This window comes from Mesorhizobium temperatum (assembly GCF_002284575.1).
Lineage (GTDB): Bacteria > Pseudomonadota > Alphaproteobacteria > Rhizobiales > Rhizobiaceae > Mesorhizobium > Mesorhizobium temperatum.
Window position 1 is genome coordinate 145,572 of sequence record NZ_NPKJ01000060.1, and the last position, 13,363, is coordinate 158,934.

Consider the following 13,363-nt stretch of genomic DNA (forward strand, 5'->3'; position numbering starts at 1 on the left):
TAGGCTTAGCTTTCCGGCTTCACCACATCGGCAGGGCTGATGTCGAGCAGGTCGAGCGTGCGCCGCAAGAGCTGCATCTCGGTCCCGGCAAGTTGCGAATCGGCCTTGGCGATCTCAGCCATGTGGCGGGCAAGCAGCTTGCGCCGCTCGACGTCGAGGTCACGGAACTGCGCGATGGCTTGCGAGCTGTTGGTCTCGTAGCCGAAGTCGTTGAGATACTCGATGACGCTGTCGATGCTGGCTTCCGGAATGCCGAAGGCTTCCCGGCAGATGCGCCTGAAGGCCGCCATTTCACTCTCGCTGACCGTGCCGTCGGCGAGGATCATGCGAAACAGCATGAGCAGTTCCGCCGACAGCACAGGATCGTCCGCAACCTTGCGCACGCCGGGGTCGCCTTCGAAGATCGAGCGTATCTGGTCCAGCAAAGCGAATGCCATCAGCGTCCCTTTCCGATTCGTCAAATGCATGTCGCTCAAAAGTGCGCAGCGGTTTTGAGATAACGACATGCATAAAACAAAAGAGCCAAGCGCGTCGCGGCGCGCTTGGCATAGGTAGCGCGGAATCGGCCTTGCGCAAACGGGCCGGCCGTGGTCGAACGCGCCATATTTTCCCGCTGGCCAGAAGACCTTCCCGCAACCATCCGATGTTCGATCTCGCCACCCAGACCGTCGTCATCCTCGGCGCCGCCGCCTTCGCTGCCGGCTTCGTCGATTCGATTGCCGGCGGCGGCGGCTTGGTCACCATTCCAGCACTGCTGTTGGCGGGCTTCTCGCCGGTCGAGGCGCTAGGGACCAACAAGCTGCAGGGCATGTTCGGCTCAGGCTCGGCGACCATCCACTACGCCGCGAAGGGCCATGTCGATTTGCGCTGGCAATTGCCTTCGGCCCTGTTGGCGCTTGCCGGCAGTGCTCTCGGCGCCTTGCTGGCGACATTCGTGCCGGGCGACCTGTTGCGGGCTCTTCTGCCGGTCCTGCTGATCGCCATCGCCCTTTTCTTCGCCCTCAAGCCAAACATGGGCGACGTCGACCGCGCCCGGCGCCTGTCGCCGTTCCTGTTCGGGCTGATCCTGGTGCCGATTGTCGGCTTCTATGACGGCCTGTTCGGGCCGGGGGCCGGTTCCTTCTACATGCTGGCCTTCGTCACCCTTGCCGGCTACGGCGTGCTCAAGGCGACGGCGCATACCAAGCTGCTCAACTTCGCCTCCAACATCGGCGGCTTCATCGTCTTCGCTGCTGCCGGGGTCATCTTCTGGAAGATCGGCCTGATGATGGGTGTCGCCCAGTTTCTCGGCGCCCGTGTCGGCGCCAGCCTCGCCATCCGCAATGGCGCAAAACTGATCAAGCCGCTGCTGGTGATCGTTTGCCTGGCGCTGGCCATCAAGCTGCTGGCCGATCCAGCGAACCCGCTGCGCACGCTGATTGGTGTGTGACGGGGCGCCTGATACTATGCGGTTGTACGAATCATGTCGGAGGAGCCACACATGAATCTCAGTGCGCCTACGCAGCTTATCTTTATCATATCCCTTGTTATCGCCCTCATCGGCCTGCTCGCCGCTCTCGGCGTCCTTGCGTTTATTCCCCTGGCCGCGGTGTGGATCGTCCTCATCGCTTATATCGTGCTTGCTGGCGGCTGCCTGGTTCGCGGCGCTTAAGCACTCAGACCTCAGGCAACTCGGAGCGCCCGGCCACAAGCCGGGCGCTTTTGATTCTGAGGACTGGTCTGTTAGACTCCTTGGGCGGAAGGAAAGCCCATGCCCGCCGAGAGCGAAGACGGAAGCCGCCATGAAATTCCCGGCCTCGACCGGTTCGAGATGGTGCGGCGTGCGCCCGGCCCTCGGCTCCGCGGCTCCGTCACCGATCTATGCTTCTATCGCGAAACGGCACCGGGCCGCTTCCGCAACGTCGAATATGCATCGCTGACCGTGCCGCTGGTCATCAGCTTCGCCGAACCCTTCGCCATCGGGCTCGGCAGGGAGCCGGGCGGCAATGACCGCTTCGCCAGTTTCGCCGCCGGCCTCTATGCCGGTCCGGTGGTGATCGAATCCTTCGGTGGTGCCTGCTGCGTCCAGGTCAATTTCACGCCGCTCGGCGCCCGACGCTTCTTCGGCCTTGCGATGAGCGAACTGACCGACCGGATGGTCGGGCTCGACGATGTGCTCGGACTTGAAGGCATCGCGCTACGCGAAAGACTTGGCAATGCGCGCGACTGGAGCGCACGCTTCGCCATCGTCGAGACGTTCGTCGCGGCACGACTGGCCAAAGCCCGGGAAACGCAGACCGAAATCGCCTGGGCCTATGACCGGATCATCGTCTCGGGCGGCCGCATTCGCGTGTCGTCGCTCGCCGACAGGCTGGGCTGGAGCCGCAAGCATCTCTTGGGAAAATTCTCCAATGCGATCGGCGTCGGCCCCAAGACGCTGTCGCGCATCGTCCGCTTCAACCGGGCGCTCGGCCTGTCAAGGCAGGACAAATCCGATTGGGCTGATATCGCCGCCGATTGCGGCTATGCCGACCAGGCGCATCTGGTGCGCGAATTCCGCGACCTTGCCGGCGAAACGCCGACGACGCTTGCCGCCCAGGCATAGACGCGCAGGGTCCCTTTGCAGGACGCTCAGGTAACATTTCTTCAAGACGGGCGAACAGCCTTCGCCCAGACTGGGTTATCCACCAACCCAAACGAAGGAGATCGTCATGCCGAAAACTACCGAACCACCACGGCTTTACCCAGCGCTGCGCTACCGCAATGCCGCCAAGATGATCGACTGGCTGGGCGAGGCCTTCGGCTTCAGCGTCCGCGCCCGCTATGGCGAAGGCGACGTCGTGCACCATGCCGAGCTCGCATTCGGCTCTTCGATCATCATGCTCGGCACCGCACGCGAGGACGCTTACGGCAAGATGGTCGGCGCACCGGGCTCCGGCGGCGGCAACTCGATCTATATCGCCGTCGACGACGCCGATGCCGCCTACATCAGAGCCAAGAAGGCCGGCGCCGAAATACTGGAAGAACTGACCGACCGCGACTATGGCAGCCGCGAGTTCATCTGCCGCGATCCGGAAGGCAATGTCTGGTCCGTCGGCACCTACTGGCCGAAGGCCGATGAAAAAGCCTGAATGGCAACGCTCCCCAACTTCGTCATCCCTGGGTCTTCGCGACGGAGCTTCGCTCCTGCTTCGCCCAGGGATGACGAAGCGATCGGCACATCTGGCCGGCTCAAGCTTCTGCGCTAAGGACCATGAGCTCTAACGCGCCAGGCCAAAAATGGCGTCGCAGTCGAGGTGAGTCTCCAGCTCGGCTGCGACCTCGTCCAGTGCCCGTTCGACCTCGGCGCGGTAGTCGATGCCGCCGCCTTTGACGCCGAGATTTTCCAGGAATTTCGCCCGAAAAGCGTCAGCGGAAAACAGCCCGTGCAGATAGGTGCCCGACACCTTGCCGTCGGCGGAGATGGCGCCGTCATCGGCGCCGTTGATGACGGCGGACGGCCGCAGCGTGTCCGGACCGGTGGTGCGGCCGAGATGGATCTCGTAGCCTTCGAGCGGCAGGTCGAACTGCAGCGAGCGCGCGCTGACATTGCGCACCGTCTTTTCCGACTCCATCACCGTTTCGACGTCGAGCAGGCCGAGGCCCCTGGTCTCGGTAACGCTGCCCTCGATGCCGTCGGGATCGCGCACGACACGGCCGAGCATCTGGAAGCCGCCACAGATGCCGACCACGTGGCCGCCGCGCTTGCGGTGGGCGACAAGGTCGCGATCCCAGCCATTCTCGCGAAATCTTAGGAGATCGCCGATCGTCGACTTCGAGCCGGGAATGACCACCAGCCCAGCATCCTCTGGCAAGTGCTGGCCGGGCGGCACGAACATCACCTCGACCTGAGGCTCGGCCTTGAGCGGGTCGAGGTCGTCGAAATTGGCGATACGCGAAAGCATCGGCACCGCCACTTTCAACGCCCGCTTTTCGCCGGATACCAGGCGTTCGAGCACCACCGAATCTTCCGAGGGCAATCGCGCCGCCGCCTTCAGCCACGGCACGACGCCAAAGCAGCGCCAGCCGGTGAAGCTCTCGATCGCCTTGATGCCGTCATCGAACAGCGAGACATCGCCGCGGAACTTGTTGATGAGGTAGCCGACGATCATGCGCCGGTCCTCTTCCGGCAGGATCAGATGGGTGCCGGCGATCGAGGCGATGACGCCACCGCGATCGATGTCGCCGACGAGGATCACCGGCACGTCGGCGCGCGTGGCAAAGCCCATATTGGCAATGTCGCGGCTCCTGAGATTGATCTCGGCCGGCGAGCCGGCGCCTTCGACGATGACGAGGTCGGCGCCCTCACCGACCTTTGCCCAGGAGTCCAGCACGGCATCCATCAGCCGGCCCTTCAGCGCCTGGTAGTCGCGTGCCCGCGCCTCGCCGAACACCTTGCCCTGCACCACAACTTGCGCGCCGACATCGGTCTGCGGCTTGAGCAGCACCGGGTTCATGTGGACGGAGGGCACAACGCCACAGGCGATCGCCTGCAGCCATTGGGCGCGGCCAATCTCGCCGCCGCCGGAGTTGTCGCCCGGAATGTCGGCGACGGCGGCGTTGTTCGACATGTTCTGCGGCTTGAACGGCCGTACCTTCAGCCCACGGTTCCTGGCCGCGCGGCACAGACCCGCGACCAGCACCGTCTTGCCGACATCGGAGCCCGTGCCCTGGAGCATGATCGCCTTGGCCATTAATTCCTGCCCTGTGAAACGGTGCCGGTGACCGTGGATTTCGCCGCCAGTGGCCCGCCGCGCCAGATGTAGAGCGCCAGCAGCGGCTCCTTGCCGGTGCGCATGGCGTGGCTGACGTCAGAGGCATGGTGGATCACCTCGCCCGCCTCGCGCCTGCGAAATTCGCCCTCGCCCATGCGCCATTCGGTGCCGCCGGTCAACGGAATGTAGATCTCCTCGGCGACGTGGTGATGATCGGGATAGACGATATCAGGTCCGAGGATCAGCAAGCCGGCCGCGACCTCGTCGTTGACGAAATGGCCGCGCGTGCCGAAGACCTCCAGCCAGCCGTAATTGTCGATGAATGTCTTGCCGAAATCCGCCTCGCTGTAGGTCTGGCCCCAGCACAGTTCGCCGCGACGCTCCGCAACCAGCCGCGCCAGCGGCTGGGCATTTGCCGGGGCGAGTTCGACGATGCGGTCGAGCTGGCGCAGGCAGGCGAGCGGACGCGGCTCGAGCGGACGCGCCGGCATGGCCCAGCCGATCCGGGCCACGGCATCGCGCACCAGCGCATCATTGAACGTTTCGAGATAGGTGTGGAAACGTTCGAGCAGTTCATCGAAATTTGTCGTCACGCCTTGCTCCAGATACGCATTCGCGCACAGCCGCTGCCCAGATGGTTGGATGGAGATGGTCGGCTTGCGCGGCGGCATCATTGGTCTAGATTGAGCGGCGCGCAAAGCCAAAAACGACAGACATCAGGGAGCACGCCATGGACGCCGCTGTCGATGCGAGCACCAGCCAGTTCGAACTCAACGAGGACCAGCGCGCCATCCAGGAGATGGCCGAGGCCTTCGCTGCCGATCGTGTCGCGCCGAACGCACTCGACTGGGACCGCAACAAGCATTTTCCGGCCGACGTGATCCGCGAGACCGGGCCGCTCGGCCTTGGCGGCATCTATATCCGTGACGATGTCGGCGGCTCGGCACTGGGACGACTGGACGCGGTGCTGATCTTCGAGGCGCTTTCGCGTGCCGATCCGGCCTTCTCCTCCTTCATTTCGATCCATAACATGGTGGCGTCGATGATCGACCGCTTCGGCAGCGACGAACAGCGTCAGCGCTTCCTACCGAAGCTGACTTCGATGGAATGGCTGGCCAGCTACTGCCTGACCGAGCCGGGTTCGGGATCGGATGCGGCGGCGCTGAAGACGCGCGCGGTGAAAAGCGGCGATGACTACGTGCTGAACGGCGTCAAGCAGTTCATCTCAGGCGCCGGCGACAGCGACATCTATATCGTCATGGCGCGCACTGGCGCCGACGGGCCGAAGGGCATTTCCACCTTCGTCGTGCCGAAGGATGCGCCCGGCCTTTCCTTCGGCGCCAACGAGCACAAGATGGGCTGGCACATGCAATCAACCCGCCAGGTCATCTTTGAGGATTGCAAGGTGCCGGCGCAAAACCTGCTTTCAGCCGAAGGCGCCGGCTTCGGCATCGCCATGGCCGGGCTCGACGGCGGCAGACTCAACATCGCCGCCTGTTCGCTGGGCGGGGCGCAATCGGCGCTCGACAAGGCGCTGTCCTACACCGCCGAGCGCAAGGCCTTCGGCGCCAAGATCAACCAGTTCCAGGCGCTGCAGTTCAAGCTCGCCGACATGGAGACCGAGCTGCAGGCAGCACGAATCTTCCTCTACGCTGCCGCCTCGAAGCTCGACCACAAGGCCCCGGACGCCTCGAAATGGTCGGCAATGGCCAAGCGCTTCGTCACCGACATCGGCTTCAACGTCGCCAACGATGCGCTGCAACTGCATGGCGGCTACGGCTATCTGCACGATTACGGCATCGAGAAGCTGGTCCGGGACCTGCGCGTCCACCAGATCCTCGAAGGCACCAACGAGATCATGCGCGTCATCATCGCACGCGCCGTGATCGGTCGGTAAGGCAGTAGGCAGTAGGCAGTAGGCAATAGGCAATAGGCAGTAGGCAGTAAGATGACCGGCAAGATCAATTCGTACAAGGATCTTATCGTATGGCAGCAGGCGATGGATCTGGCCGTCGCCACCTACTCCTTGACCAAGGCATGGCCAAAAGAGGAATTGTATGGGTTGACCAGCCAAATCCGCCGCTCAGCAACCTCTATCCCTGCAAACATCGCGGAAGGTTATGGCCGAGACAACAGAGGCTCTTATCAACAATTTCTCAGGATAGACCAAGGGTCGCTGAAGGAGTTCGAGACGCACCTCCGGATCGCTGAACGCATTGGCCTTGCTACGCATGATCAAGCTTATCAGATGCTGTTAGCGACCGAGGGCATCGGAAAAATGCTTCGCCAACTTATTAGCAAACTTGCGCCCGAATAGGCTGCCTACTGCCTACTGCCCTACCCAAACCACGGAGTGCCATTATGACCACCATCGCCTTCATCGGCCTCGGCAACATGGGCAACCCGATGGCCGCCAACCTCGTCAAGGCGGGATATGCAGTGCACGGCTTCGACCTGTTGCCGGAAAACCTTGTCATCGCCAAGGACCATGGCGTCGTCGTCATGGCCAATGCCGTTGCCGCGGTGAAGGAGGCCGATGTGGTCATCACCATGCTGCCGGCCGGCAAGCATGTCCTGTCGGTCCACGAGGACATCGCGCCCAAGGCGAAAAAAGGCGCCCTGTTCATCGATTCCTCGACCATCGACGTCGAATCGGCACGAAAAGCCCACGCCATTGCCGCCAAACATAAGCTGCTGTCGATCGACGCGCCGGTTTCCGGCGGCACCGGCGGCGCCACCGCCGGCACGCTGACCTTCATGGCCGGCGGCTCGAACGAAGCCTTCGCCAAAGCCGAACCAATCCTCAAGCCGATGGCCGGCCGTATCGTCCATTGCGGCGACGACGGCGCCGGACAAGCGGCAAAGATCTGCAACAACATGATCCTTGGCATTTCGATGATCGGCGTCGCCGAAGCCTTCGTTCTGGCCGAAAAGCTCGGCCTGTCGCATCAGGCGCTGTTCGACGTCGCCTCGACCTCGTCGGGCCAGTGCTGGTCGCTGACCACCTACTGCCCGGTGCCCGGCCCGGTGCCGACATCGCCGGCCAACAATGGCTACAGGCCGGGGTTTGCCGCAGCACTGATGCTGAAGGACCTGAAACTGTCACAGGAAGCCGCGCAAAGCGCCGGTGCGGTGACGCCGCTGGGCGCCGAGGCCGCCCAGCTTTATGCGTTGTTCAATGCCCAGGGCCATGCCGCTGCCGATTTTTCCGGCATCATAAATTTCCTGCGCGGCACCCCGGCGTAATGTCGCCCAAAAGCTTACCCTCGGCTTGACCCGAGGGTGCGCAGCGGTTTTGGGACAACGACATGGATAAAAACAAGAACTTAAAGCGCGTCGCATGAGTCCCATCAGACGCGCCGCGCATTAGGCCTCGAACTCGACGGGCCTTTCGATTTCCCGGCAAAAGAAACATCGCAAATTTAGATTTGCTTAAACTATCGATAACCACCCGGTAACGATGTTCCTGTAGAACGGAATGCGAGGCGGCATATCGCATCCGCCCGGCGCTCCGGATCAGGTCTCGCGTACCGGAGCCCGTAAGTTTCGCAAGTGTTCTGGTAGCGAAGCGCCATGCGTATCTGGCAAAGCCGCGTTCCGGATGGAGCGCGGTTTTTGCGTTTCGCATTCTTCAAGGACAGTGAGACGATCGCCCTGGCGCGTCTCCAGATGGTCGTCGGCATCGTGGCGAGCGCGATCTGAGATGACCTAACTCCTGAAGCTCATCAGTCCTGTCGGCAAGATTGTCGACAGGCTCACGAAGTGGCAGCAGATCAAGGAAGACGCCAAGAAACGAAGCCGACCGCATCCGCGCCGACGAGGAGATCAAGCGGCTCGAGCGGACATCATGAAACCTTCTGATTTCTACGCCGTTATCGCCGGTATGTCCGGGGCTAAATTCAAGCCGAAATCGGTCTCCAAATCACGCGATGCCGAGAAGTCGCGCCAGGAGAAGCAATCGACTGTCGAAGTCGCGTCTGAGATCGTCGGCGCGGCCCCACCGCCGCTGGATCTCGTCGAACCCGATTCGGAGCTGACCCCTGAGGAGGCCGAGCAGGCGCGCAAGAGATATTTGCTGAGGCGTTTCTGGATCAGCGCGCGCGGTTATTGGGGCCGCGGAGGCGATAGGCTGGCTTGGCCGTACACGATCGGGTTATTGGTCCTGATCGTCATCAATGTTGGCTTCCAGTATGGGATCAATGTCTGGAATCGCGCAATTTTCGACGCCCTTGAGCAACGTAATGCTCGCACCGTCTATGTCCTGAGCGCCGTTTTCGTGCCGCTCGTGCTCGGAAGCGGAAGCCTTGTCGTTGCACAGGTCTTCCTTCGCATGACGATTCAGCGCCGCTGGCGTTCCTGGCTCACCACCGCGGTCATCGCGCGTTGGCTTGCAAGCGGCCGCTACTTTCAGCTGAACCTCGTCGGCGGCGACCACCAGAATCCCGAAGCCCGCATTACGGAGGATTTGCGGATTGCCACCGAATCCCCGGTCGACTTCATCGCCGGTGTCATCAACGCGTTTCTGTCGGCCTCGACCTTCATCGTGGTGCTCTGGACGATCGGCGGGGCCCTGACCCTGACGATGGCAGGTTCGACGGTGACCATTCCCGGCTTTCTCGTCATCACCGCGGTATTGTATGCCGCGATCACATCCACCTCGATGGCGGTCATTGGCCGCCATTTCGTCCACCTCTCCGAGGAAAAAAATCAGGCGGAAGCCGAATTCCGCTACACGCTGACGCGCGTGCGGGAAAACGGCGAGAGTATCGCATTGCTCGGCGGCGAGGAGGAGGAGCGTAGCGGCATCGACAAGACGTTCGCCCATGTGCTCAGGCAATGGGCGCTCCTTACAGGTCAGCACATGCGCACAGCGCTGGTATCGCAGGGGGCGAGTCTGTTTGCGCCTGTCGCGCCGGTTTTGCTTTGCGCTCCAAAGTTTCTCGAAGGCAGCATGACGCTTGGACAGGTAATGCAGGCTGCTTCTGCCTTTGCCATCGTGCAGGGCGCGTTCGGATGGCTGGTCGACAATTACCCCCGTCTCGCCAATTGGAACGCCTGTGCACGGCGCATGGCCTCGCTGATGATGTCGCTCGACGGCCTCGAGCGCGCGGAACAGAGCAACACTCTGGGACGCATAAAGCGCGACGGAACTGCAGGCGATGCGATGCTCAGCCTGAACAATCTGTCCGTGTCGCTCGACGACGGCACCGCCGTGGTCAAGGAAACCAAGGTCGTAATCAAAGCAGGCGAGCGGGTGCTCGTCGCCGGCGAATCCGGCTCAGGCAAGAGTACGCTGGTGCGGGCCGTCGCAGGTCTGTGGCCGTGGGGTGGCGGCAGCGTCAACATCCACGCCGACAGACGGCTGTTCATGTTGCCGCAACGGCCTTATGTCCCCACCGGGACGCTTCGCCGCGCAGTCGCCTACCCAGGCGCCGCCGATCGCTGGACGCTGGACAAGATCAAGGCTGCCCTCGACAAAGTCGGACTCGATTATCTGAACGACAAGCTCGACGACGACGCGCCATGGGACCAGACCTTGTCGGGTGGCGAAAAGCAGCGGCTCGCCTTCGCGCGTCTTCTGCTGCACAGCCCCGATATCATCGTGCTGGATGAAGCAACGTCAGCACTCGATGAAAAGAGCCAGGACAAGATGATGGAGATGATCGTTCACGAATTGCCGAAGGTCACCATCATAAGCGTGGCGCATCGCGCCGAGCTGGAAGCCTTTCATAGCCGCAAGATCACATTGGAGCGGCGCGAGGGCGGCGCAAAGCTTGTCAGCGATATCGATCTTGTCCAGCGCAAGAGAAGACGGAACTTGCTTGTGCGATTTATGGGGCGCCGGCGCGCCGTACCGAAGCGCAGCACGACCTTGAGCAAAGCGGCGCTGCCCGAGACAAAAAAGTAAAGTCCGCCGGTCGGGCCTGGTGACAAAGGCAGCAAGGAAGAGGTCGCGTCGAGCGCACTGTGAACTAAGTGGCCCAAGAAAAAGTTCCTGGGCGTCTCTGCACCAGGCGACACAGCTTTCCTCATCGGAGCTGAAAGTCCGACGACCGCCTTTGGCACTGCCTGCTCGTTTCGCTCGACGAATAGACGGCAGAGAACCACTCACAGCCGAAATTCAAACTGAGGCACTTCGGATCACTTGTTGAACTCGACGGGACATACCCCGCCGGCGCAGTCAACACAGCGGCTCTCGTTTGAAATTTCAGCGGCGTGGCGCGACGGGCCGAACGTCTTGTCAGGCTGGCAACTTCATTTGTTTTCGAAGGCTCTTATCGAAGGCATTTGCGGGGGCAAAGCGGCGGAGGAAGTGCAATCGACGTGCCTGTTTGCTGGCCGCCGCCGGCCTTCGCATTCATTTTTTGATGGAACGTCGACGAGCGATAAGATACTATCATTTTAGGAGTAAGTCACTATCAAAAAGATATCAACATGAAGGATCTTTCGAACCAACCCTGTCTGATCGCTCGCAGTCTTGCCTTGGTAGGGGATGCATGGAGCATGCTGATCATGCGCGATGCGCATGCCGGGCTCAGTCGTTTCGACGAATTCCGCAAGAGCCTCGGTATAGCCCCGACGATGCTGACCAGCCGGTTGGCAGCCCTGACGGAGGAAGGGCTGCTGGAGAGACGGCGATACTCCGAGCGGCCGCCGCGCGATGAATACGTGTTGACGCAGGCTGGTCAGGATCTGCTTCCAGTGCTGTTCTCACTCGTCGCTTGGGGAGGCAAGCACCGCGGTGGAGGCAATTTCACCCGGTTCTTTGACGCAGAGACAGGATCCGAAATCGACCCGATTAGCATCGACCGTTCGACCGGAGCGCCGATCGGCACCCGTCCCATTCAGATCGTTATGCCCAAGTCCACAACCAACGAGTAGGTAGCGCGGTCTATCCGCCCTTCGGATCACTTGTTGAAGTCGACGAGACACGCCCCGCCGGCACAGTCGATGTAGACCTTGTCCACGTCCTCGATCATTTGCTCGGCGATCGTTGCCACTATGGCTTCGTAGCGGCCTTGGTGAGCGGCCCCTCCGGTTGGTAGTCGTAGGACAAGGAGGCGACCTGGGGCAGGACCGACACGGCGCGCACTAGATTGATGTGGCCGCCCATGACCATCGAACATTTCAGTGTGTAGGAGACCTGATTGCCGCCCTCACGGCCGATCCTCGCATGGGGAGCTTCGGCAGAATGCGGCATTCAAACGCCAGACGTCCGTTGCAGGACGCCTGGCGATCGTTCTATCTTACTGCTTGCGCAAATCCGCTTGCGCCAGATCAAGTGCCTTGGCGATACGGTCGCAGGCCATGTCGATCGTCTCGCGCGTCCAGATCAACGGCGGCGACAGGATCATCGTGTCGCCGGTGGCGCGCAGCATCATGCCTTGCGCAATTGCGTGATCGCGGACAAGCACGGCCGCACTCCCGGCCGGCAGGAAGCGTTCCTTGGTCGCGTTGTCCCTAACGATCTCGATCGCCCCCATCAGCCCGATCGAGCGCACCTCGCCGACCAGATCGTGACCGCCGATGTGCTCCTGCAGCGCCTTGGCGAAATAGGGTCCGGTGTCGTTCTTGACCCGATCGACCAAACCTTCCCGCTCGATGATCTCGAGGTTCTTCAGCGCCACGGCGCAGGCCACGGGGTGGCCGGCATAAGTATAGCCGTGATTGAACTCGCCGCCCTTCTCGACCAGCGTCGCGGCGATGCGGTCACCGACCAGCAGCGCCGACAGCGGCTGATAACCGGAGGTCAGCGCCTTGGCGGTTGTGATGGTATCGGGCTCGATGCCGAAGGTCTGAGCCGCGAACCACTCGCCGGTGCGGCCATAGCCGGTGATGACCTCGTCCAGCATCAGGAGGACATCGTATTTGCGGCAGATGCGCTGCACTTCCGGCCAGTAGCTCATCGGCGGTATCTTCACGCCGCCTGCCCCCATCACCGGCTCGCCGATGAAGGCGGCGACCTTGTCGGCGCCGGCTTCGAGGATGGCGTCCTCGACGGCCTTGGCCGCGCGCAGGCCGAAATCATGGTCGCTTTCGCCGGGCAGAGCCAGCTCGTAGGCATAAGGCATCATCACATGGACGATGTTGGGAACCGCGCCGTTGAGCTGCTTGTGCATCGGCTCCATGCCGCCCAGCGACGCACCGGCGATGGTCGAGCCATGATAGGCCGTCTTGCGCGAGATGATGCGGTTCTTCTCCGGCTTGCCTTCCAATGCCCAATAGTGGCGGACAAGGCGCAGCGCCGTGTCGTTGGCCTCCGAACCGGACGAGCCGAAGAACACCTGGTTGACGTGCTTCGGCGCCAGTTCCGCCAGCTTTTTGGCCAGCAGCACCGGCGTCGGGGTCGAGCATTTGAAGAATGAGTTGTAGTAAGGCAGTTCCTTCATCTGGGCGTAAGCCGCGTCGGCCAGCTCATCGCGGCCGTAACCGATGTTGACGCACCACAGCCCGGCCATGCCGTCGAGGATTTCCGTGCCTTCCGAATCGTAGATGAACGGACCGTTGGCGCGGGTGATGATGCGTGAGCCGGCCTCGCGCATCTCCTTGTGGTCGGTGAACGGATGAAGGTGATGCGCAGCATCGATCTGCTGAAGCTGCTTCAGCGAATAATTCTGATAGGTCATGTC

15 protein-coding genes and 1 pseudogene are annotated in these 13,363 nt (G+C 61.9%); 10 read left to right on the forward strand and 6 right to left on the reverse strand.

Annotated features, from left to right (window positions below):
* Positions 1 to 5: 5 nt before the first annotated feature.
* Positions 6 to 437, reverse strand: a complete 432-nt coding sequence (locus CIT26_RS22210; RefSeq protein ID WP_095494549.1) for a TerB family tellurite resistance protein — start codon at positions 435 to 437, stop codon at positions 6 to 8.
* A gap of 206 nt (positions 438 to 643) precedes the next feature.
* Here CIT26_RS22210 and CIT26_RS22215 point away from each other — a divergent pair, with 206 nt between their 5' ends.
* The 4 genes from CIT26_RS22215 (at position 644) to CIT26_RS22230 (ending at position 3,110) form a co-directional block, all read left to right on the forward strand.
* Entirely contained in the window at positions 644 to 1,429 is a 786-nt protein-coding gene (locus tag CIT26_RS22215; RefSeq protein ID WP_095494550.1) for a TSUP family transporter, read from the forward strand.
* 51 nt (positions 1,430 to 1,480) lie between these two features.
* Positions 1,481 to 1,651 (forward strand): hypothetical protein, encoded by a 171-nt coding sequence (locus tag CIT26_RS22220; RefSeq protein WP_084646958.1) that lies wholly within the window; start codon positions 1,481 to 1,483, stop codon positions 1,649 to 1,651.
* 99 nt (positions 1,652 to 1,750) lie between these two features.
* Positions 1,751 to 2,584 (forward strand): helix-turn-helix domain-containing protein, encoded by an 834-nt coding sequence (locus tag CIT26_RS22225; RefSeq protein ID WP_095494551.1) that lies wholly within the window; start codon positions 1,751 to 1,753, stop codon positions 2,582 to 2,584.
* Positions 2,585 to 2,690: 106 nt separating this feature from the next.
* The gene (locus tag CIT26_RS22230; protein WP_095494552.1) at positions 2,691 to 3,110 is read left to right on the forward strand and encodes a VOC family protein; all 420 of its coding nucleotides are present in this window, start codon (positions 2,691 to 2,693) and stop codon (positions 3,108 to 3,110) included.
* A gap of 129 nt (positions 3,111 to 3,239) precedes the next feature.
* Here CIT26_RS22230 and CIT26_RS22235 read toward each other — a convergent pair whose 3' ends face one another.
* Both CIT26_RS22235 and CIT26_RS22240 read right to left on the reverse strand, forming a co-directional pair.
* Positions 3,240 to 4,712, reverse strand: coding sequence for a cobyric acid synthase (locus CIT26_RS22235; protein ID WP_095494553.1), 1,473 nt, complete (start codon positions 4,710 to 4,712; stop codon positions 3,240 to 3,242).
* Positions 4,712 to 5,326, reverse strand: coding sequence for a dimethylsulfonioproprionate lyase family protein (locus tag CIT26_RS22240; RefSeq protein ID WP_095494790.1), 615 nt, complete (start codon positions 5,324 to 5,326; stop codon positions 4,712 to 4,714). The genes CIT26_RS22235 and CIT26_RS22240 overlap by 1 nt, the downstream gene beginning before the upstream one ends.
* A gap of 137 nt (positions 5,327 to 5,463) precedes the next feature.
* Between CIT26_RS22240 and CIT26_RS22245 the strand changes: the two genes are divergently transcribed.
* The 5 genes from CIT26_RS22245 to CIT26_RS22260 all read left to right on the forward strand — a co-directional run bounded on the left by CIT26_RS22245 (position 5,464) and on the right by CIT26_RS22260 (position 10,641).
* A complete protein-coding gene (locus CIT26_RS22245; RefSeq protein ID WP_095494554.1) occupies positions 5,464 to 6,630 on the forward strand; it encodes an isobutyryl-CoA dehydrogenase in 1,167 nt (388 codons plus the stop codon).
* Positions 6,631 to 6,681: 51 nt separating this feature from the next.
* Positions 6,682 to 7,050: a four helix bundle protein gene (locus CIT26_RS22250; RefSeq protein WP_095494555.1), complete on the forward strand. Its 369-nt coding sequence runs from the start codon at positions 6,682 to 6,684 to the stop codon at positions 7,048 to 7,050.
* Positions 7,051 to 7,094: 44 nt separating this feature from the next.
* Complete coding sequence (mmsB, locus tag CIT26_RS22255) at positions 7,095 to 7,979, forward strand: 3-hydroxyisobutyrate dehydrogenase (RefSeq protein WP_095494556.1); 885 nt, start codon at positions 7,095 to 7,097, stop codon at positions 7,977 to 7,979.
* 327 nt (positions 7,980 to 8,306) lie between these two features.
* A complete protein-coding gene (locus CIT26_RS38335; RefSeq protein ID WP_280951125.1) occupies positions 8,307 to 8,435 on the forward strand; it encodes a hypothetical protein in 129 nt (42 codons plus the stop codon).
* Between the two features lie 181 nt (positions 8,436 to 8,616).
* Positions 8,617 to 10,641, forward strand: a complete 2,025-nt coding sequence (locus CIT26_RS22260; RefSeq protein WP_095494791.1) for an ABC transporter ATP-binding protein/permease — start codon at positions 8,617 to 8,619, stop codon at positions 10,639 to 10,641.
* 333 nt (positions 10,642 to 10,974) lie between these two features.
* On the opposite strand, the pseudogene CIT26_RS37880 reads toward CIT26_RS22260, so the two are convergent.
* Positions 10,975 to 11,076: pseudogene (locus CIT26_RS37880) on the reverse strand (oxidoreductase); the annotation flags it as partial.
* Between the two features lie 92 nt (positions 11,077 to 11,168).
* Here CIT26_RS37880 and CIT26_RS22270 point away from each other — a divergent pair.
* On the forward strand, positions 11,169 to 11,615 hold the full coding sequence (locus CIT26_RS22270) for a winged helix-turn-helix transcriptional regulator (RefSeq protein ID WP_095494557.1): 447 nt from the start codon (positions 11,169 to 11,171) through the stop codon (positions 11,613 to 11,615).
* A 118-nt stretch (positions 11,616 to 11,733) separates the two neighbouring features.
* Here CIT26_RS22270 and CIT26_RS22275 read toward each other — a convergent pair whose 3' ends face one another.
* Positions 11,734 to 11,934, reverse strand: coding sequence for a hypothetical protein (locus tag CIT26_RS22275; protein ID WP_095494558.1), 201 nt, complete (start codon positions 11,932 to 11,934; stop codon positions 11,734 to 11,736).
* A 46-nt stretch (positions 11,935 to 11,980) separates the two neighbouring features.
* Complete coding sequence (locus CIT26_RS22280) at positions 11,981 to 13,360, reverse strand: aspartate aminotransferase family protein (protein WP_095494559.1); 1,380 nt, start codon at positions 13,358 to 13,360, stop codon at positions 11,981 to 11,983.
* Positions 13,361 to 13,363: the final 3 nt, after the last annotated feature.

Coding starts and splice junctions, on each gene's coding strand:
- CIT26_RS22225 (WP_095494551.1), top strand. CDS start 1,751: ATGCCCGCCGAGAGCGAAGACGGAAGCCGCCATGAAATTCCCGGCCTC.
- CIT26_RS22275 (WP_095494558.1), bottom strand. CDS start 11,934: ATGCCGCATTCTGCCGAAGCTCCCCATGCGAGGATCGGCCGTGAGGGC.
- mmsB (WP_095494556.1), top strand. CDS start 7,095: ATGACCACCATCGCCTTCATCGGCCTCGGCAACATGGGCAACCCGATG.
- CIT26_RS22230 (WP_095494552.1), top strand. CDS start 2,691: ATGCCGAAAACTACCGAACCACCACGGCTTTACCCAGCGCTGCGCTAC.
- CIT26_RS22220 (WP_084646958.1), top strand. CDS start 1,481: ATGAATCTCAGTGCGCCTACGCAGCTTATCTTTATCATATCCCTTGTT.
- CIT26_RS22260 (WP_095494791.1), top strand. CDS start 8,617: ATGTCCGGGGCTAAATTCAAGCCGAAATCGGTCTCCAAATCACGCGAT.
- CIT26_RS22235 (WP_095494553.1), bottom strand. CDS start 4,712: ATGGCCAAGGCGATCATGCTCCAGGGCACGGGCTCCGATGTCGGCAAG.
- CIT26_RS22210 (WP_095494549.1), bottom strand. CDS start 437: ATGGCATTCGCTTTGCTGGACCAGATACGCTCGATCTTCGAAGGCGAC.
- CIT26_RS22270 (WP_095494557.1), top strand. CDS start 11,169: ATGAAGGATCTTTCGAACCAACCCTGTCTGATCGCTCGCAGTCTTGCC.
- CIT26_RS22250 (WP_095494555.1), top strand. CDS start 6,682: ATGACCGGCAAGATCAATTCGTACAAGGATCTTATCGTATGGCAGCAG.
- CIT26_RS38335 (WP_280951125.1), top strand. CDS start 8,307: ATGCGTATCTGGCAAAGCCGCGTTCCGGATGGAGCGCGGTTTTTGCGT.
- CIT26_RS22245 (WP_095494554.1), top strand. CDS start 5,464: ATGGACGCCGCTGTCGATGCGAGCACCAGCCAGTTCGAACTCAACGAG.
- CIT26_RS22215 (WP_095494550.1), top strand. CDS start 644: ATGTTCGATCTCGCCACCCAGACCGTCGTCATCCTCGGCGCCGCCGCC.
- CIT26_RS22280 (WP_095494559.1), bottom strand. CDS start 13,360: ATGACCTATCAGAATTATTCGCTGAAGCAGCTTCAGCAGATCGATGCT.